17 protein-coding genes are annotated in these 19553 nt (G+C 72.2%); 6 read left to right on the top strand and 11 right to left on the bottom strand.

The genetic code is table 11. The features are described from left to right. Nucleotides 1–6 precede the first annotated feature (6 nt). The gene (locus tag VMD91_15720; protein ID HTW85518.1) at nt 7–1641 is read left to right on the top strand and encodes a hypothetical protein; all 1635 of its coding nucleotides are present in this window, start codon (nt 7–9) and stop codon (nt 1639–1641) included. 84 nt (nt 1642–1725) lie between these two features. On the opposite strand, the gene VMD91_15715 is transcribed toward VMD91_15720, so the two are convergent. Continuing rightward, entirely contained in the window at nt 1726–2487 is a 762-nt protein-coding gene (locus VMD91_15715) for an alpha/beta hydrolase (GenBank protein HTW85517.1), read from the bottom strand. Nucleotides 2488–2606: 119 nt separating this feature from the next. Between VMD91_15715 and VMD91_15710 the strand changes: the two genes are divergently transcribed. Together VMD91_15710 and VMD91_15705 are read left to right on the top strand one after the other, a co-directional pair. After that, complete coding sequence (locus VMD91_15710) at nt 2607–3005, top strand: metalloregulator ArsR/SmtB family transcription factor (protein ID HTW85516.1); 399 nt, start codon at nt 2607–2609, stop codon at nt 3003–3005. Beyond that, complete coding sequence (locus VMD91_15705; protein ID HTW85515.1) at nt 2992–3438, top strand: SRPBCC domain-containing protein; 447 nt, start codon at nt 2992–2994, stop codon at nt 3436–3438. Before VMD91_15710 ends, VMD91_15705 begins: the two co-directional genes overlap by 14 nt. A 9-nt stretch (nt 3439–3447) precedes the next feature. Here VMD91_15705 and VMD91_15700 read toward each other — a convergent pair whose 3' ends face one another. Continuing rightward, entirely contained in the window at nt 3448–4086 is a 639-nt protein-coding gene (locus tag VMD91_15700; GenBank protein HTW85514.1) for a MarC family protein, read from the bottom strand. Here VMD91_15700 and VMD91_15695 point away from each other — a divergent pair. Next, complete coding sequence (locus VMD91_15695; GenBank protein ID HTW85513.1) at nt 4085–5140, top strand: phytanoyl-CoA dioxygenase family protein; 1056 nt, start codon at nt 4085–4087, stop codon at nt 5138–5140. The genes VMD91_15700 and VMD91_15695 overlap by 2 nt on opposite strands. Before the next feature lie 3 nt (nt 5141–5143). On the opposite strand, the gene VMD91_15690 is transcribed toward VMD91_15695, so the two are convergent. Genes VMD91_15690 through VMD91_15670 form a run of 5 tightly spaced genes read right to left on the bottom strand, consistent with a single transcriptional unit; the run spans nt 5144 to nt 10361 of the window. Next, nucleotides 5144–5908 (bottom strand): SDR family oxidoreductase, encoded by a 765-nt coding sequence (locus VMD91_15690; GenBank protein ID HTW85512.1) that lies wholly within the window; start codon nt 5906–5908, stop codon nt 5144–5146. Nucleotides 5909–5912: 4 nt separating this feature from the next. Continuing rightward, nucleotides 5913–7718 carry an acyl-CoA dehydrogenase gene (locus tag VMD91_15685; GenBank protein ID HTW85511.1) on the bottom strand — a complete coding sequence of 602 codons (1806 nt, stop codon included), beginning with the start codon at nt 7716–7718 and terminating at the stop codon, nt 5913–5915. Further along, entirely contained in the window at nt 7715–9499 is a 1785-nt protein-coding gene (locus VMD91_15680; protein ID HTW85510.1) for a long-chain fatty acid--CoA ligase, read from the bottom strand. Before VMD91_15680 ends, VMD91_15685 begins: the two co-directional genes overlap by 4 nt. Before the next feature lie 47 nt (nt 9500–9546). Further along, complete coding sequence (locus VMD91_15675; GenBank protein ID HTW85509.1) at nt 9547–9915, bottom strand: hypothetical protein; 369 nt, start codon at nt 9913–9915, stop codon at nt 9547–9549. 2 nt (nt 9916–9917) lie between these two features. After that, nucleotides 9918–10361, bottom strand: a complete 444-nt coding sequence (locus VMD91_15670; GenBank protein ID HTW85508.1) for a hypothetical protein — start codon at nt 10359–10361, stop codon at nt 9918–9920. A gap of 179 nt (nt 10362–10540) precedes the next feature. Between VMD91_15670 and VMD91_15665 the strand changes: the two genes are divergently transcribed. After that, nucleotides 10541–10738 carry a hypothetical protein gene (locus VMD91_15665; protein HTW85507.1) on the top strand — a complete coding sequence of 66 codons (198 nt, stop codon included), beginning with the start codon at nt 10541–10543 and terminating at the stop codon, nt 10736–10738. Here the strand turns inward: VMD91_15665 and VMD91_15660 are convergent, their stop codons facing one another. The 3 genes from VMD91_15660 to VMD91_15650 are packed head-to-tail and all read right to left on the bottom strand — an operon-like array spanning nt 10739 to nt 16122. Then, nucleotides 10739–12745, bottom strand: a complete 2007-nt coding sequence (locus VMD91_15660; GenBank protein HTW85506.1) for a PQQ-binding-like beta-propeller repeat protein — start codon at nt 12743–12745, stop codon at nt 10739–10741. Between the two features lie 40 nt (nt 12746–12785). Next, nucleotides 12786–14777: an FUSC family protein gene (locus VMD91_15655; GenBank protein HTW85505.1), complete on the bottom strand. Its 1992-nt coding sequence runs from the start codon at nt 14775–14777 to the stop codon at nt 12786–12788. 37 nt (nt 14778–14814) lie between these two features. Further along, entirely contained in the window at nt 14815–16122 is a 1308-nt protein-coding gene (locus tag VMD91_15650) for a formimidoylglutamate deiminase (GenBank protein ID HTW85504.1), read from the bottom strand. Between VMD91_15650 and hutI the strand changes: the two genes are divergently transcribed. Further along, a complete protein-coding gene (gene hutI / locus VMD91_15645) occupies nt 16106–17353 on the top strand; it encodes an imidazolonepropionase (protein HTW85503.1) in 1248 nt (415 codons plus the stop codon). The two genes, VMD91_15650 and hutI, sit on opposite strands and share 17 nt — an antisense overlap. 131 nt (nt 17354–17484) lie before the next feature. On the opposite strand, the gene VMD91_15640 is transcribed toward hutI, so the two are convergent. Continuing rightward, nucleotides 17485–19545, bottom strand: coding sequence for a methyl-accepting chemotaxis protein (locus VMD91_15640; protein HTW85502.1), 2061 nt, complete (start codon nt 19543–19545; stop codon nt 17485–17487). Between the last annotated feature and the right edge of the window lie 8 nt (nt 19546–19553).

Here is a 19553-nt window from a genome sequence, read left to right as displayed (position 1 = left end):
ATGCAGGTGAAACGATTGCTCGCTGCCGGCACGCTGTTCGCGCTGGCCGCTTGTTCGGGCCGCGGCGGCTCGACGGTCCCCGCCACGCCGGCCACGACGCCCGGCGCGCCGTCGGCGCCGAGCGGCGCGACGCGCGCGACGCTCACCATCGCCGTCCCGCGCGCCGGCGCGTCGAGCGCCGCCAACCGGCGCGCGCCGCGCTACGTCTCGCCCTCGAGCGCGAACTTGGTCGTCGCCGTCAACGGCGGGACGGCGTCGACCTACGGTCTCACGCCCCAGTCGCCGGGCTGCGTGACGCAGGCGGCGCAACTGCAATGCACGTTCCAAGTCGTCGCGCCGGCCGGCAGCGACACGTTCTCGCTGCAGCTCACCGACGGCGCCGGCAACGTCCTCTCGCGCAACGTCGTGCGCGCGACGATCGCCTCCGGCGTCGCGACGCCGATCGGTCTGACGCTGGCGGCCGCGACCGCGTCGGTCGTGATCGTGCCCGGCGCGGCCGCGACGGTCGACGGAACCAAGCCGCCGTATCACGTCCCCGGCTTGTTCGCGCAGCCGGTCGAGGTCGAAGCGCTCGACGTGGACGGCAACGTCATCATCGGCCCCGGCGCGCCGAGCGTCACCACCGTGAGCATGAGCACCGGTGGCAGTTACGCCGGCGTCGCCTCGGCGCAGAACAGCGATCCGTTCGCGTACGTGCTGCGCGCGAGCGGCGGGAGCGCCGGCGGCCAGACGGTCGCGATCAGCGCGACCGTGCAGGATGCGACCCTCGGCGACGGCACGACGCCGGCGCCGGTCAGCGGCACGACCGCGTACACGTTCACGCCCGCGATGGTCATCGCCGCCGGCACCCTCATCACCGCCGTCAGCCTGGAATCGCTCAAGACCGTCGCGCAGTTTCCGGTCTGCGCCTGCGAGGGGCTGACGATCGCCAACAGCATCGCGGCGGCGTCCGACGGTACGATCTACGCCGTGCACGCCTCGTTCCTGGGCCTGGGCGAATCGTTCGCCGTCTCGGTCTTCTCGCCGGGCGCGGAGAGCGCCGGGCGGTCGATCACGACCGGCGTCGGCGGCGCGCTGGCGCTGGCGGTCGACAAGAACGACGACCTCTGGGTGTTGACCGGCGGCGGCTTTCGCCAACCGCCCCCGAGCATCGCCGAGTTCGCGCCGAACGCGAGCACCGCGTCGTTCACGATCAGCGGCGGGAGCGCGCAGCTCTCGGAACCCGCGGGCATCGCAGTCGACGCGAGCGGCGACGTCTACGAGAGCGACAGCGCCGGCTACGTCAACGTCTACCCGGCCGGAACGAAGACGCCCGGGACGCAGCTCTCGGATCCCTCGCTCGCGCAGCCGGGTCCGATCGCGCTCGACGCCTCCGGCGGTCTGTACGTCAACGACGAGGCGAATCAGGACATCGCCTACTTCGCGGCCGGCTCGACCGCGCTGACGACGACGCTGTTCGACAGCTCGTTCTACAACAGCGGCGGTTCGATGCCGCTGGTGGTCGACGGCGGCGGCAACCTGTGGGCGTCGCTCAGCAGCATCCCGGAGATCGAACAGCTGGCCGCGTCGAGCCTCCCCAGCGCGGTCACGATCGACGCGTACATCAACGCCGTCTCCGGACCGATGGCAATCGTGCCCTAGCCCTGACCTGCTCGGGTGTGGGCGCGCGGGCGGATCGCCGGTGACCTCGCAGGGCCGGCCGGCGATCCGTTCGTCATGAACGGCTCATTGGCCGGACGCCTTCGCGGCACGTTCGATGAACCGTGCCACCTCGTCGGGGCGGGATCGGTAGACCGCGTGGCTGCCGGCGACTTCAATCGTTTCGCTGCCGGCGCGCTTGGCCATGGTGCGCTCGAGATCGGGATTGATGTTGTGGTCGTCGGTCGCGACCAGCGCCCAGCTCTTCTTCCGGTGCCAAGCGGCGGTGGTCACCGGCGCGCTCCCGGCGTCCTTCGCCGAAAGCATCGGCTGCGAACGCGCCATGAAGCTCGCTTCGGCCGGCGGGACGTCGGCGGCGAAATCGGCCGGAAAGGCTGCCGGGTCGATGTACAGGAAGCCGTCCTCGGTGGCACGCATGTCGTCGTTCGCGGCGGGAGCCGACGACAGCAGGCTGACCGCGCTTTCGCCCGTGTCGGGGATGAACGCGGCGACGTAGACGAGGCCGACGACGTTCGGCGCTTCGCCCGCTTCCGTGACGACGACGCCGCCGTAACTGTGACCGACGAGAAGCGTCGGGCCGTGTTGCATCGCCAGCACGCGTTTCGTCGCCGCGACGTCGTCGGCGAGTGACGTCAACGGTATCTGCACGACGCTGACCGTGTAGCCGTCCTTCTCGAGGATGTCGGCCACGCCGCGCCACCCGGAGCCGTCGGCGAATGCTCCGTGAACGATGACGATGTTGGTGGTCGGCGCGGCCTGCGCCGGCGCGACGGCGCCGCTCAGCAGTGCGGCCGCTGCCGTCGCGGCGGCAACGGGTTTGATTCCCATCGAGCTCTCCTTCATGATCGAAATAATTCAACCTATAGGTTGAATATAAGCCCGAGCTCGACGGATTGTCAACCTTCGGGTAGAATATCAGCAGCAGCGAGCATCACGTGGGCGGACACATGACCAAGATCGAAGCCGGGAGGACGCCCGCGTCGCGCACCGCGCGCCTGGACGCGGTGTTTGCCGCGCTGGCCGATCCGACGCGACGGGCGATCATCGAGCGGCTCTCGCGCGGCGAGGCGCGGGTGACCGAGGTCGCCCAGCCCTTCCACATGTCGTTGAACGCGGTGTCGAAGCACATCCGCGTGCTGGAAGCGAGCGGCGTGATCGAGCGGCACAAGCGGGGCCGCGACCACATTCTCTCCATCAACGTTCGTTCGCTGGACGAGGTCGACGGCTGGATCGAGCGGACGCGCTCGTATTGGGAACACCGGCTCGACGCCATGGAGTCCGTGCTGCGCGAGCTCGAGAGCGAAGGCACGTCACGCCGGAAGGATCGCAAGCATGGTTCGCGATGACGCGACGGGACCGACCGTGCGGATACGCCGCCGCGTGCGCGCCGGCGCCGAGCAGATCTTCGACCTGTGGACCAAACCCGAGCTGATGGTCCGCTGGATGAGCCCCTATCCGGGCCCGGTCGATTGCAAAGCGACCTGCGACCTGCGCCCCGGCGGAGCCTTCAGCCTGGTCATGTCATCGCAGGACTCCCGGCGCGAGGTGTCCGGCACCTACGTGCAGATCGACCGGCCGCGCAAGCTCGTGTTCACCTGGACCGGTCCGCTGACCGACGGCGTGGACACGCTGGTCACCCTCGAGCTCACCTCGCGCGGCGACGAGACCGATCTCGTGCTGACGCACGAGCGTCTGCCCACGCTCGCGATGCACGAGGGCCATACGCGAGGCTGGGGCATCATCTTGGACCACCTGGCCGACGTGGCGTCCGACGCGTAGCGCTCAGCCTCATCCGCCGTGCGGGAAGAGCGGCGACTCGAGGATGCCGTTGAGCATGAACTGCACCGCCAGCGCCGCGAGGATGATCCCGAGCAGCCGGGTGACGACGTGGATGCCGGTCTTGCCGATCGCGCGCAGCACCAGCGTCGCGCCGCGCATGCACGCCCACGTGACGATCAGCGCCGCCACGAACGCGCCGAACACCACCAGCAGCCGTTCGCGATCGCCGTGCGCGAGGCTCACCAGGAGCAAGATCGTCGCGATCGTGCCGGGTCCGGCGATCATCGGCACCGCCAGCGGGAAGACGGCGGGGTTGAGCGTCTCGGCCGCCTCGCGCTCCTCGGCTTGCGTCCCCTTCGCGCCGACCGGACGCGCGAACAGCATGTCGATCGCGATCAGCAGCAGCAGGATGCCACCGGCGATCGTGAACGCCGGCAGGGTGATCCCCAGGTAGCTGAGCAGCGCGCGGCCCAGGACGGCCATGAACAGCATCACGCCGGCGGCCACCAGCACGGCCCGGTCGACGATCGCCGAACGCTGCACCGGCGTGGCGCGCGCGGTCGCCGAGAGCGTCAGCGGGATCATCCCGATCGGGTCGATGATCGTGAACGCGGTGGCGAGCGCGGTCGCGGCGAAGCGGACGTCCATGACGGCGGCTACTCGCCCCGAGACGAACCCTCCTCGACCGCCCGACCTGGCCGACGCGGAAGACCTCGGCGCGCTCGGGGTCGTGCACCTCAAACGCCTGTGGTCGCGGACGATGCGCGCGCGCGCCTGCCTCCCGAAGACGGACGAGGATCGGCACGAGTGGGATCGCGACGACCTGGTCATTCGTGGGCTCGGGCTCAACCTGCGCGAGGCGTTCTCGCTGGCCCACGATACGTGGCCGAGCTTCGCGGCGTTCGAGACGGCCGTCGCGGAACGCGTCGGGTCCCGGCTGGCGCCCGACAACGTCGCGCGCTTGAACGCCGCGCTGCGCGGCGAAGACGTCGGGGCCCCGCCCGGCGTCGACGAGGCGCCGGTGCTCGACGACGCGGCGCTGGCGTTCTTCGCCGAGCACGGCTACGTCGTCGTCCCCGATGCGGTCCCGGCGGCGCAGTGCGCCGACGCCGCCGCCGCGATCTGGTCGTTCGTCGGCGCCGAGCGTTCACGGCCGGACAGCTGGTACGACGGACCGCAAGGCCACAGCATCTGGGTCCCGCTGTTGCAGCACGCGGCGATCGAAGCGAACCGCCGCGCGCCGCGCGTCTTTCGCGCCTTCGCGCAATTGTGGGGCCGTGAGGACCTGTGGCCCAACGTCGACCAGGTCGGCTTCAACCCACCCGAGCGCGAAGGCTGGACGTTTCCCGGCCCGCACCTGCACTGGGACACCAGCCTCACGCCGCCGATTCCGTTCGGACTGCAGGGGATTCTCTATCTCGAGGACGTCGCGCCGGACCAAGGCGCGTTCACCTGCGTGCCCGGCTTTCACCGCCGCGTCGAGGCGTGGCTGGCGTCGCTCCCGCCGGACGCCGATCCGCGCCGGCAAGACCGCGTCGACGCGCTAGGCGCGGTGCCGATCGCGGCGCCCGCGCGCAGTCTGGTGATCTGGCACCACGCGCTGCCGCACGGCAGCAGTCCCAACCGCGCGACGCGTCCGCGCGTCGTGCAGTACCTGCAGCTGGCTCCCAGCCGCTACGCGGTCAACCCGGTCTGGCGCTGAGCGTCAGCTCAGGCCCATCAACAAACCGCCGTCGATCGGAATCGTCGTGCCGGTGACGTAGCCGGCGGCCTGCGAGCACAAGAACACCACCAGCGGCGCGTACTCCTCGGGCGAGGCGAAGTGCTTGGCGGGGATCTCCGCGGCGGCTTTCTGCATCGCGGCGGGATCGTTGTACATGCTGCGCGCGCGATCGGTCAGGATGCGGCCGGTGGCGATGACGTTGACGGTCACGTTGTCGGCCGCGACCTCCCGCGAGAGCGTCTTGAGCGCGCCCAACAGGCCGGCGCGGAAGGTGTTCGAGAGCGCGAGGTTGGGGATGGGCGCCTTGATCGAGGTCGAGGCGAGGTTGACGATGCGGCCCCACTTACCCGCGCGCATCGGCGGCAGCACCGCTTCGACCAGCTGCAGCATCGAACGCAGCAGCAGCTGGTAGGCCGCGTCCCAGTCGGCCAGTTGCATGTCGGTGAAGGCGCCCGGCTTCGGGCCGCCGCCGTTGAGCACGGCGATCTGCGGATCGCCCTGCGCGGCACGCATCTGGTCGAGCAGCTTGGCGATCGAGGCCGGGTCGGTGAGATCGACCGCGTAGCCGTGCGCTTGCGGGCTGCCCGCCGCACGGGCGGCGGCGACGACCTCGTCGAGCTCCTCGCCGCGGCGCGCGGCGACCGCGATGCGCGCGCCCTCGGCCGCCAAGCCGAGCGCGACGGCCCGTCCGATCCCCGAGCTGCCGCCGGTGATCAACGCGAGCTTGCCGGCGATCCCCAAGTCCATGTGCTTACAGCATCTCCGGTGCGACGCCGACGATCACGTCGTCGAGCTGCTCGATTCGTTCGAGCGTCGCGACCGCATCGGCGACGAAGTGGCGAAAGAAATACCGGCACGTGGCGAGCTTGCCGGCGGTGAAGTCGCCGGGCGGCGACGCGGCGGCCGCGCGCGCCATCGCCAGCCAGCGGCCGGCGACGGCCAGCGTGCCGAACGCGTCGAGGTAGTCGGTCGACTCGGCCAGCGCGCGCTCCGGGCCGAGCGTCAGCTGCGCGGCGAGCAGCGCGCGCGTCACCCGTTCGAGCGTCGCGCTCGCCGCGCTCAGCGCGGCGCGCTCCTCGCGCAACAGCTCGACGCCGGCCGCCGCATCGACTTCGCCGGCCAGCGCGGCCAGGAACAGCCGCAGGCCCGCGCCGTCGTGCAGGCGCAGCTTGCGGCCCAGCAGGTCGAGCCCTTGAATCCCGGTCGTGCCTTCGTGGATCGGGTTGAGGCGCTGATCGCGCAGGTGTCGCTCGACCGGATACTCCGGCGAGTAGCCGTACCCGCCCAGCACTTGGATCGCAAGCGACGTGCACTCCACGCCGCGCTCCGAGGGCCAGGTCTTGGCGACCGGCGTCAGCACGTCGACCAGCAGCTCGGCGTCGGTGCGCGCCTGCGCGTCGGGGTGGGCCTTGGTGACGTCGATCAGCCGGCTGCACCACAGCACCAGCGCCAGCCCGCCTTCGGCGATCGCTTTGGCGCGCAGCAGCATTCGTTTGACGTCGGCGTGCTCGACGATCGGCACCGGCGGCGCGAGCGGGTTCTTGTCGGTCAAGCGCCGGCCTTGCGGACGGTCTTTGGCGTATTGCAACGCATACTCGTACGCGGCGACGTTGAGCGCGCTGGCGCCTGCGCCGACCGCGATGCGCGCCTCGTTCATCATGTGGAACATCTGGCGCATCCCGTCGTGCGGTTCGCCGACCAGGTAGCCGACGCACGCACCGCGCTCACCGAAGGTCAGCACCGTGTTGATGATACCGCGCTGGCCGAGCTTGTGGTTGAGCCCGGTCACGACGACGTCGTTGCGCTGCGCGCGCCGGCCCTGCGCGTCGACCAAATACTTCGGCACGATGAAGAGCGAGCTGCCCTTCACGCCCGGCGGTCCGCCGGGGATCTTGGCCAGCACCAGGTTGACGATGTTCTCGGCCAAGTCGTGCTCGGCGGCCGAGATCCACATCTTCGTTCCGGTCAGCCGGTACGTGCCGTCGCCGGCCGGTTCGGCCTTGGTGGTGATGTCGCCCAGCGAGCTGCCCGCTTGCGGTTCGGAGAGCGCCATCGTGCCCAGGTAGCGCCCCTCGACGAGCGGCGCCATCCAGCGCTCGCGCTGCTCGTCGTTCGCGAACGCGGCCAACAGATGCGCGGCGCCGATGGTCAGGAACGTGTAGCCGTTGGCCCCGTTGTTGGCGGCCGAGAAGACGAGCCCGGCCGCCGAGGTGACGGTGTCGGGCAGCTGCAGGCCGCCGTCCTCGGCCGAAAAGGTCGCGCCGACGAAGCCGGCGTCGACGTACGCGCGCACGGCGGCCTTGAGCGCGTCGGGCATCGCGACCTCACCGTCGACGAGCCGGAACGGGTAGGCGTCGAGCGCGGCGGCGAACGGCGCGTAGACCTCGCCGGCGATCGCGTAGGCGGTGTCGAGGATGCCGTCGACGGTCGCGCGGTCGTGCTCGGCGTAGTACGGAAAGCGCAGCAGCTCTTCGAGGTCGAGCACGTCGTAGAGCTGGAAATCGAGCTCGCGGCGGCGCGGCGCAACCGGCGCAGCCGCGGTGGCCACCGCCGTCATGCGCTGGTCACCTGGGCGGCGGCGTTCGCCGGCGCCGCGTACGCGCGCGCGATCAGGTCGGCGAAGCGCTGCTCGACGACGCGCCGGCGTACCTTCATGGCCGGCGAGAGGTCGCCGTCCTCGATGGTCAGGTCGCGCGGCAGCAGCGCGACGCGACGGATCTGCTCGAAGGTTGCCAGCTCCGCCGTCATCGCCGCGACTTCGTTCTGCACGAAGGCGTGGACGTCGTCGCGCGCGGCGATCTCGGCGGTCGGCACGTCGGGCGCGATGCCGAAGCGCGCGCGCACCGCCGCCCATTCGGGCGCGACCAGCGCGATCGGGAACGGGTGACCGTCGCCGAGCACCAGACACTGACCGACATACGGCGAGCGGCGCGCGGCGGCCTCGACCCGGCTAGGGGCGACGTATTTGCCGCCCGACGTCTTGATCAGCTCCTTCTTGCGGTCGGTGATGGTCAGAAAACCGTCGCCGTCGAGCTGGCCGATGTCGCCGGTCTGGAACCAGCCGTCGGACGTGAACCCCTCGGCGCTGCGATAGTAGCCCTTCATCACGCCCGCGCCGCGCACCAGGATCTCGCCGTCGTCGGCGATGCGAATCTCCATCCCCGGGATCGGCCGGCCGACGGTGCCGTAGCGGACGTCCTGCACGCGCTGCGCGGTGATCGTCGGCGAGGTCTCGGTGAGCCCGTAGCCCTCGCCGATCGGAAGTCCCATCCCGGCGAAGGTCAACGCGACGTCGAGGTGCAGCGGCGCCGAGCCGCTCACGAAGTAGCGCAGGCGGTCCAGGCCGAGCCGCTCTTTGATCGCCGGAAAGACCATCGCGCTGACGGCGGCGTGCTGCTGCGTGAGCTCGGCGCTCGGGGTGCGACCGGCGTGCAGCTCGGCGGCGTACGCGCGCGCGATCTCCAGCGCCTTGGGCACCATGACGGCGGCCTCGCCGCCCTGCGCGGCGGCGCCGGCGCGAATGCCGGTCAGGATGCGCTCGTAGATGCGCGGCACCAGCGAGATCGCGAACGGGTGCGACGCCTGCAAGTCGGCCAGCAAGAAGTCCGGCTGCGTGACGTAGACGTCGTAGCCGACGTGGAAGTATCCGAGCAGGCCGGTGTGCTCGTAGATGTGCGCGTAGGGCAGCACCGAGAGCACGATCTCGCCCGCCGTCTCGACGCCCTGCAGGCCGTAGTCGTACGAGCTGGTCGCGTTCGAGAGCAGGTTGTCGTGCGTGAGCATCACGCCTTTGGGGTTGCCGGTCGTCCCCGAGGTGTAGATCAGCACGGCGACCTCGCCCGGCTGCACGCCGTCGGCGAGCCGCAGCGCCGCCGCCGGATCGGCCGCGGCGCGGGCCGCACCGACCGCTTCGAACGCGCCGAGTCCGTCCGGACCCGGATCGTCGAACGCGACGATCCGCGGCGCGTGCGGACAGGCCGCGCGCACGCGCTGCGCTTGCGCCGCGCTCTCGACGAACAGCAGCTTGGCCTCCGAGTCGGCCAGGATGTAGTCGAGCTGGTCGAGCGCGATCGTCGCGTAGGTCGGGACCGGGACGCAGCCGGCGAACAGGATGCCGAAGTCGGCCGCGATCCAGTCGACGCGGTTGTTCGCCATCAGCACGACGCGATCGCCGGCCTGCGCTCCCGCTTCGCGCAACGCGCAGGCGATCGCGCGCGCGCGCTCGAGCATTCGCGTCGACGAGGTGAAACGCCACTCGGGCGCGCCGAGCCGCTCGGCGAAGGCGCGCTCACGGGGAGCGCGCAGGTGCTCGGCCAGGTACCGCGGGAGCGTCTGCATGCGGACGACTTGGCGGCGGGGCGGCCGCGTCCTGGCGCCCGCCCGCGCTACTGCGCCAGCGGCGTGATGCGGTACGCCGCGATGCGCCGGTCGCCGTCGAGCCGAAGCTGAACCAACATCCGGCCTTTGTCGAAGGCGACCGTGTAGTCGTAGCGCCCTTGCGCCGGCGTGCTGCCGGCGACGCTGAACCCGTGCATCGCGCCCATCGCGTGCATCGCGTCGGAGAGCTGCGCGACCGACGCGCTCGTGACCTGACTGCGCAGCGCCGGCTCGAAGTTCGCGACCGCCGCGTTCACGTTGTTCGCGTACACCGCGCGCGTCGTGGCGACCGCCAACTGCTGCGGCCCGGTGGGCCGCGAGCAGCCCGCGACGAGCGCCGCGAACGCGATCGCCGCGACGAGCGCCGGCGCGCGCATCGTCAGAGCGTGCCCCAGCCGTAGGAGCCGTCGGCGGCCGGCTTCAGCGTCGCGGGCGCGCGGCCGCTGGACGCGACCTGGCCGGCCGGCCGGCCGCGCTCGCGCAGCTGCTGCTCGAGCCCGACGACGATGCGGTGCTGCACCGCGGTCTCGTGCTTGTACTCGGCGACCAGCGCCGCTTCGTGCACGTACGCCTGGTGCTCGGCGGCGTACGCGGCCTGCGCATTGTTCGCCGCGGCCTGCTCCGCCGCGACCTCGTGATCGTAGGCGGCGTACTTCTCGTGCACCTTCTTGTTGTGGTTGATGATCAAGAGCGTGCCGGCGGCGGCGGCCGCGCCACCGATGATCCAGCCGGTCGCGTTGGCCGATGCCGGAGCGGGTCGCATGCCGAGGGTGGCGAGCGAGGCGGCCAGGACGATGCCGGTGAGCGTGCGTGTGGTGTTCATGGTGCGTTGGCGTACGTTGTACCCGCGCGCGGCGCGCGATTATCGCCCGACGGCAGCCTGCTTGCCTGCGTTTTCGCGCGCGCGGCGCCGGGTATCTGAGCAGGTGCGTCGACGTCCCGGCGGGGCCGGGAGACCGATCCGTCGGCGCGCTGTTGTGTGGAATCGGTGGGGTCAAACGCGTGGACTATCTGATGCTCTGCCCGAGCTGCCGGCACACGGCCTCGCTGCACTATCCCGACGGGTGTCATGGGAAAAACCTGCAGTGCGACTGTATGCTCGGACGAGACGAGGTCTACGCGTCGGTCGCGCGCACCGAAGCGCCGCGCACGCCGGCGCGCGTCGCCAAGACGCGCGCCGGCAGCCACCGCGCGCCGTAGCTAGCGCCGCGGCAGCCGGAAGATCGCGACCTCGTCGCCGCGCGCGTAGTTCAACTGGAAGTTGCCGCCGGCCGCGACGGCGACGTACTGCACGCCGTCGACCGCGTACGAGATCGGCGGCGCATCGACCCCGCACGGAAACGTGTGGTGCCAGAGCTCGCGCCCGGTGCGCGCGTCGAAGGCGTCCAGCGTCCCCGTGCCCTCGCCGACGAAGACCAGGTCGCCGGCCGTCGCCAGCGCGCCGCCGATCAGCGGCTTCGCCGTCGGGTGCTGCCAGGCGATCTTGCCGGTCTGCGTGTCGATCGCGCTGAAGGTTCCGGTTTGGACGGTCGGCTTGTAGGTGCTCGTGAAGACGCTGCCGACGTTCATGAAGCCCGGCGCGTGCGTGACGGTCGACGGTTTGAAGTCCATCAGCTGATTGATGCCGAGCACGTAGACGTCGTGGGTGCGCGGCGAGTACGCGGGCGGCGACCACTCCGAGCCGCCGTTGGCGCCCGGCAGCACGTGGTGCAGTCCGAACATGTTGGCGTTCATTCGCACGTACGGGGCCGACTTGCGAATCAGCTTTCCCGTCGCGCGGTCGACGATGAAGAACCACCCGACCTTGCCGGCCTCGCCCGCGGCATGGATCGTACGCCCGTGGTTGCGCACGTCGAAGAGCACGACGTTGCTGGCGGCGTCGTAGTCCCAGACGTCGTGCTTGACCTCCTGATAGTACCAGCGCAGGCGGCCGGTGCGCGCGTCCAGGGCGACGATGCTGTCGGTGTAGCGGTTGTCGCCGGCCCGCACCGATCCGAAGATGTCCGGGTTGGGGTTGCCGACGCCGAAGATCACGAGCCCCGTGCGCGGATCGAGCGCGGGCGTCGTCCACACCGTGCCGCCACCGTGCTTCCAGGAGTCGCCGGCGAAGCTCTTGGGATCGGTCGTGTACCAGCGCCAGCGCTGCTTGCCGGTGTGCGCGTCGTAGGCGGCGATGAAGCCGCGCAGCGCCCACTCGCCGCCCGCGCTGCCGACGATGACTTCGCCGTCGTCGATCTGCGGCGCCATGCTCTCGGAGTAGCCGGCGTGCGGGTCCGCGACGCGGGTCTCCCAGCGCTCCGCGCCAGTGCGCGCGTCGAACGCGACCAGCTTGGCGTCCATGGTCGTCACGTAGAGGTTACCGTAGGCCAGCGCCGGACCGCGGTTGTTGGCCCCGCAGCAGCCCTTGAAGTAGCCGATCGCGTACGACGTGCTCCACAGCGTCGCACCGGTGGCGGCGTTCACGGCCATGATCTTCATGCGGTGGCCGACGACCGGCGTGGTGATGTACATGACGCCGTCGGCGACCAGCGGCGTCGTCTCGAAGCTGGCGAACATCCCGGTGTGGACGATCGCGGCCGGCGTCAGCCGGCCGACGTTCGCGGTCGTGATCTGCGCCAGCGGCGAGTAGCGCTCGTTGTCGTACGTGCGTCCCGGCAACGGCCAGTCGTTCGCGTCGCGCGGCGCGGCGCGCAGCGCCGCGTCGTCGAGCGTGACCCGCGCGCCGGCCGGTACGTGCGCGGACGACCGCGGCGCCGCCGTCAGCGCCGGCGCCGGGTTGGCGGCGTTGCGTGGAAACGGCAGCAGCGCGACCTGCGCGAGCGAACTCTCGCCGAGCGGGCGGTCGCCGGACGGATACCCGTTCTTGCTCAGGATGAACGCCAGCACGTCGAGATACTGCTGCGGGGTCAGGCTCCCCGGCGCGTTCATCGGCATGCTGCCGCGGATGAAGGCGTACAGCGTCGCGGTCGTCAGGTGGCCCGTCGTCAGCGAGGTGCCGAAGCTCGCGCCTTGTAGCGGCGGCCCCGCCGCGCCCTCGAGCTGCGCGCCATGACAGGTCGCGCAGGTCTTCACGAAGATGAACTCGCCGCGCGTGGCCTGCGCGGGCGTGAACGCCGACGTGGCCGCGCCGCGCGCGGGCAGCACGGTGCCTGCCGCGAGGACGACCACCACGAGCCCAGCCAGCGAAGCGCAGGTCTGCAGACGCACGTCGAGGCGATACCCGGCGGCACCGCGCGCTGAAACCCGGTCAGGCGGGCGGGGTCAACACCTCGCGCGCCGCCACGGCGAGCAGCGCCACGTCCTCGGCGATGCGGCGCAGGGGTGCGAGGGCGTCGCCCGCGCCGTCGGGCGGGACCGTGCTCGGAACGAAGACCGCGCCGGAGGCGCCGGGAACCTGCGCCAGCACGTCCGCGAACGCGTCGACCGCGGCGTCGACCTCGCGCTCGCCCGCCGCGATCGGCTCGTTCGGCACGCTGGCGTGCGCGCCCAGCGCTTCGCGGGCCAGCAGGCGAGCGCGATACGCGCAATCGGCCAGCGTCGTCAGGGTCTGCTCCTTCGCCGGCGCGGGGACGTCGCTGCGCGGGCCCTCGGCGAGCGGACGCACGCGAGCCAGCAGCTCTTGCAGCTGCGCGTCGAGGGCGCGGGCCGCGTCGAGCGGTCGGGCGTCACGTCCTCGCAGCGCGTCGGTGCTGGCATGCACGCTCGCGCGCAGCTTGTCGGCGAACCCGCGTGCCGTCGCGGCAACCACGGCCCGCGTGCGCAGCGGCACCACGAAGGTCGCGGCCAAGCCGCCGCACACGCCGCCGATCAGCGTCTCGGTCAATCGCGCCAGCAACAGCTGGTCGGCCGGCCGACCGACCAGATCGTACGCCATCGCGATCAGCGCCGTCAGGAAGAACGTGAACAGCCAGTAGCGCCAGCGGAACGCGTACAGCGCCGCCATCGCGCAGAACAAAATCAGCAGCAGCTCCACCGCGTGCCGTCCCTGCAGCAGCGAGACCAGCGCCGTCCCGATCGCGACGCCGGCCATCGTCCCGACCACCCGCGCGATCGATCGCCGCCGGGTCTCGCCCGACGAAGCGACTTGGTTCGCGACCACGTACGCGGTCAAGACGGCCCAGTACGGCAGGTGCGGCGGCAGCGCGGCGCCGATCGCCATCGCCGCGCAGGCGGCGACGGTGACCTGCCAGGCGATGCGCGTCGTCGGCGCCATGCCGCCGATCTCCGGCGGCCGCGGTCCGGGCGGAATCGGCGCGTCCTTGTCCCCCGCCGGACGCGCTCGCGCGGCGCCGTCGAGGACGCTCGCCGCGCGCGCGTCGGCCTCGACGAGACTCACGACCGCGCCGGCCAGCGCGTTGTGTCCGGCCAGCGGCGCCGCGGCGGTTTTCGCGGCTGCCGCGTCACCGTGCGCGAACGCGTCGAGCGCGGGGGCGGCGGCAAGGCGCACGCCGCGGTCGCTCGCGACGGCCAGCTCGGCGAGTCGATCGGCGGCCAGCTCCGCGTCGAGCACCGCCAGCCGGGCGGCCTGCCGGGTCTGCTCGTCGAGCCCCAGCATCTTTTCCGCGAAGACGCGATCGACGGCGAGCGCGGCGGCGTCGAGCGCGACCGCCTCGCCGCGCAGCGCGTGCCACGGCGCGTGCGGCTCCGCTTCGGCGACCGCGCGGACGACGCCGGCGAAGACGCGCATCCGCGCGCGCAGCGCGATCCGCGCCGAGCGCAGCACCAGCAGCGGCGAGTCGGTCACGACGACGAAGTGCGCGAGCCACGCGCACGCCGAGCCGATCGCGATCGCCAGCAGCGCGCCGGGAACCTGCGCCAACGGCACGTTCACCCACAGCGTGAAGAACGCCGTCAACAGCGCCATCATCCCCAGGCCGAAGCCGCGCGGTCCGTACCGCCGCGCCCACTCGCACGGAAAGGTGATCGCCAGCAGCCCCAGTGCGCCCAGGATCGGGCTCACCGCCGCCAGCGCCGCCGCGAAGGCGACGCCCGAGGCGGCCGCGAGCGGCAGCAGCGCGGCCGTGACCCGGCGATCGCGCGGCGCCGGATCGTTCGCCATCAGCGTCGTCCACAAGGCCACCAGGACGCCGATCAGCGCGGCCGGTCCGGCCACCACGCCGAACCGCATCGCGAGCAGCACGATCCCGCCGGTCGCAAGCATCGCGAGCGTCGCGCGCAGCATCAGCCGCAAGCGCTCGAGCGGCGGATCGGAAGCCAGCAGGCGGTCACGCAACGACATCGCTCGTTCGTACCCACCAGCCGCCGAACTCCGGCTCCTACGTGCGCCAGCGGCCGCGGATCATGACGCGCAGCGGCTGCGCGCGGTCGCTGGCGAAGACGTAGCGGTCGACGAGCTCGCTGGGCGGCGCGCCCGCCAGCGGCGGGATCGTGTCGTCGAGCACGATCAGGTCGGCGCGGTTACCCGGTGCCAGCGCGCCGGCGGCGAAGCCGCACGCCTGGGCACCGCCCGCGGCGGCGCGCGCGTAGAGCGTCTCGCCGGCCGAGGCGCCGGGATCGAGCGCGGCGACGATGCGCCGGCGTTGGGTGAGCCGCTGGCCGTACTCGAGCCAGCGCAGCTCCTCGGCCGGCGCCAGCGAGACGTTGCTGTCGGAACCGACCCCGATCGCGCCGCGCGCGGCGAGGTACGGGTGCAGCGGGAACAGCCCGTCGCCCAGGTTCGCTTCGGTCGTCGGGCACAGGCCGGCGACGGCGCCGCTGCGCGCCAGCGCGTCGCGCTCGGCGTCTTCGAGGTGCGTCGCGTGGACCAGACACCAGCGCGCGTCGACCGCGAAGTTGTCGAGCAGCCAGGCGACCGGCGCGGCGCCCAACGCGGCGCGCACCGCCTCGACCTCGCGCAACTGCTCCGCCGCGTGCACGTGGACCGGCACGTCGGACGGCGAGCCGGCCAGCAGCGCGCGCAGCTGCTCGGGCGTGACCGCGCGCAGCGAGTGCGCACAGGCGCCGACGACGACGTCGGGATCGCGCGCGTAGTCGGCGCGCAGCGTGCGCGCGATCTCGAGCACGTCGTCGACATCGATCGCGAAGCGGCGCTGCTCCTCGCGCAACGGTGCGCCGCCGATGTCGGCGTGCGCGTAGAGCGCTGGCAGCAGGCAGATCGCGATCCCCGCCTCGCGTGCGGCCTCGACCAGCGCGCGCGCCATGATCGCGCGATCGGCGTACCAGGCTCCGTTCGCATCGCGATGGAGATAGTGGAACTCGGCGACGGCGGTGTAGCCGGCGGCCACCATCGCGCGGTAGACGTCGGCCGCCAGCGCGCGCAGCGCGTCGGGATCGAGCCGGTTCGCCAGCGCGTACATCGTCTGGCGCCAGCCCCAGAAGTCGTCGCCGCCGACACCGCGCCGCTCGGCCGTCCCGGCCATCGCGCGCTGGAACGCGTGCGAGTGCAGGTTCGGCATCCCCGGCATGACCGGCCCGTCGATCACCTCCGCGCCGCCCGGCTCGGTGCCCGGCTCGACCGTCAGGATCGTCCCGTCGGCGGCCAGCTCGAACGCGACGTCGGGGGCCCAGCCCCCGGGGAGGAACGCTTCACGCGCGAAGAGCCGCATGGTGACCTCGTACGACACGCTGTGGGTGAACGCCCGGCTCGCGACGATGACGCCCGGCGCCGATCCCTACGGCACGATCGACGACGGTGCGCTCGCGGCACGCGAGGGTGCGATCGTGTGGATCGGACCGCGCGCGGAGCTTCCCGCCGCGTCCGCCGCGCGCGGCGCGCGCGTGATCGATGCCGGCGGCCGCTGGATCACGCCCGGCCTGATCGATCCGCACACGCACGTCGTGTTCGGCGGCGACCGGATCGACGATTTCGCGCGGCGCGTCGCCGGCCAGCGCTACGCCGACGCGGCGCAGGGCGGCAGCGGCATCGCGTACACGGTCGCCCGCACGCGCGCGAGCGACGAAGCGACGCTCTTCGCCGCCGCCGCGGAGCGCGTGCGCGCGATGATCGCGAGCGGGACGACGACCCTCGAGAGCAAGTCCGGCTACGGGCTCGACGTCGAGACCGAGCTGCGCCTGCTGCGCGTCGGCCGCCGGCTGGGCGGCGAGCTGGGCATCAGCGTGCGCACGACGTATCTGGGCGCGCACGTCGTGCCGCCCGACTACGCGGCGCGCCGCGCCGAGTACGTCGCGCTGGTGTGCGAGACGATGATCCCGCGCGTCGCGCGTGAGCGGTTGGCCGACGCGGTCGACGTTTTCTGCGAGGGGATCGCGTTCGACGCGGCCGAGAGCGCGCGCGTGCTCGAGGCCGCGCGCGCGCACGGGTTGGCGGTGAAGGTCCACGCCGATCAGCTCGAGGACACCGGCGGCGCGCTGCTCGCCGCCGCGCACGGCGCGCTCTCGGCCGACCACCTCGAGCACACCGAGGAAGGCGGCGTCGCCGCGCTGGCGGCGGCGGGGACGGTCGCCGTGCTGCTGCCGGGCGCGTTCCACTACTTGCGCGAAACCGTCGCGCCGCCACTGGCGGCGCTGCGTGCGCACGGCGTTCCGATCGCGCTGGCGACGGACTGCAACCCCGGGACCTCGCCGGTCGGCACGCTGCCGACGGCGATGAACTTGGCCTGCGTGCTGTGGGGGCTGGCGCCGCACGAGGCGCTGGCCGGCGTCACGCGCAACGCGGCGCGCGCGCTGGGCCTGCGCGATCGCGGCGAGTTGCGGGTCGGCGCGCGCTGCGATCTGGCGCTCTGGGAGGTCGCGCAGCCGGCCGAGCTATGCTATTGGCTGGGAACGCACCGCTGCGCGGGCGTCGTCGTGGCCGGCCGGGAGCACGCGGTCGAGCGCGTTCTCGAACGCCGCTAACGCGCTGCGCAAGCGCGCCTCGGGCCCGGTCCCGTTCGGCACCGGCGTGCGCGCGTGCAGCTGCGCCGACACCAGCGCCGCACTCAGCACGAAGGCGCCTTCCAAGGCGTGCGCCGCCGACGGGTGCCGGCTCAACTGACGAGCCGCAGGAAGGGGACGTCGCCGGCCTGCGGCGGCTGCAGCGGCGCCGATTTCTCCTCGACGACGAAGTGCGCGACCAACGCGTCGAGCGCTTCGGCTTGCTCGCGCAGCGAGCGCGCCGTCGCGTCGACCTCTTGCACGCCCGAGGCCAGCTCGCTGGTCGCCAGCGCGGCTTGATGTGCCGCCGCGGACTGCTCTTCGGCCGCCGCCGCGACCGGCAGGATCGCCGCGCTGACGTCGCGCGTGGTGACTTTCATCTGCGTCGCGGCGGCCGCGTTCTGCTCGACCCCCGCCGAGGCGGTGGCGACGCTCTGCGTGACCTGCAGCGAGGCCTCGCGCATCGCGAGTGCCCGCCGCGCCAGCTCTTCCGCGACCGCGGTGGTCGCGGAGATCGCACGCTCGACGCCCTCGAGGGCCGTGCCGGCACGCTCGGCGACGTTCAGACCGCTCGCCACCGAGGCGTCCGAGGTGCGCATCGCTTCCGCGGCGGCCACGGTTTCGCGCCGGATCGCGGAGAGGATCTGCGAGATCTCGCGCGTCGCTTCGGACGAACGCTCGGCCAGCTTGCGGACCTCGTCGGCGACGACGGCGAAGCCGCGGCCGTGCTCGCCGGCGCGCGCCGCTTCGATGGCGGCGTTGAGCGCGAGCAGGTTGGTCTGATCCGCGATCTCCTCGATCGCGCGCACGATCTCGCCGACCTGCGCCGAACGCCCTTCGAGCGCGAGCATCGCGTCGGCGGCGCCCTGCGAGACGCCGCGCAGGTTCTCCATCGTGGCGCGGGTGGCGGCGACCGCGTCGCTGCCGCCGCCCGACTGTTCCGAGGCGTCGCGCGCCGAGCGCGCCAGCTCGCCGCCGTGGCTCGAGAGCGACTCGATCCCGTCGTCCAGCTGCCCGATCCCGGTGGTGGCGACGCCGATCGCTTCGGCCTGATGGGCCGCGCCCTCGGCGATCGACTCGGCCGAACGGGCCAGCTCTTCGATCGCCGCGCCCGCGCGCGCGATCTGCTCGGCCTGATCGCGCGCACCGGTGGCGACGCTGTCGACCGAGCGCGCGATCTGCTCGACCGCGCGCGAAGCTTCGTTGGCCGCGCTGGACGTCTGCTCCGAGGCCAGCGCGAGGCTGCGCGACGCGCCGACGACGCCGGCGATCAGCGAGCGCAGGTTCGCCAGACCCGCGTCGACCTCGAGCGCGAGCTGCCCCAGCCCTTCGGCCAGCTCGTCGTAGCTGCGCACGACCTCGGCGATCTCGTCGCCGCCGACGTCGCCGATCGGCTCGCGCGCCGACGTGAAGCTGCCGCACAGGTTGCCCTCGGCCAGGCCGCGGACGGCGTACGAGAGCCCCGCGAAGTCCTCGGTGACGACCGCGCGCAGCGCTTGCGCGACGCGCGCCAAGCGCGCGGCGATGCGGCGCGTCAGCACCAGGGTGATGCCGACCGTCAGCAGCAGTGCGGCCAGGCCGAGCGCGATCAGCCCCAGCTCCACCGCGCGCAAGCGGCCGTCGAAGGTCGCGCGCGCGTCGGCTTCGTCGCCGTCGGTCATCGCGGTGAGCTGGCCGATGTCGTCGTCGATGCCGTTCGCGTCCGCATCGGTCGCCTTGCGGTACCCGGCACGCTCGCGATCGATGGCCTTGTAGGCCGCCGAGTTGCGATCGAGCCGCTGCTGGCGTCCGATCAGGCCGAGCGTCATGTGCAGCCGGCCGGACAGCGAGCCGACGTGCTGCTTCAAGTCGGCGTAGATCAGCGCCATGTCGGGCTCGTTGCGCAGTTGCGGCCCGAGCTCGTCGACGTCCTTGTCGAGCCGGTCCGAAGCCTGGTTGAACATCGGCAGCGCGTTGGCGGCACCGACCGAGTAGCGCACCAGCGCGTAGCGCAGCTGCCAGGTCCGCAGCTCCGTGTCGTGGACGCTGCGCGCGATGTCGCGCTTGGCACGCGAATCGGTCTGGAGCGACTGCAGCTGCCCGAACAGCACCCAGACCGCCCCCAGCGTGCACGCCAGGGCCAGAATCGGAACGGCCACGGGCACGGCCACCTGCGCCGCGATGCGAAGCTTCATACGAGAAA

This window comes from Candidatus Sulfotelmatobacter sp. (assembly GCA_035504415.1).
Taxonomy (GTDB): Bacteria; Vulcanimicrobiota; Vulcanimicrobiia; order Vulcanimicrobiales; family Vulcanimicrobiaceae; genus Vulcanimicrobium.
The sequence above is the reverse complement of the archived record's forward strand: the minus strand, read 5'-3'. Positions and strand labels throughout refer to the sequence as shown.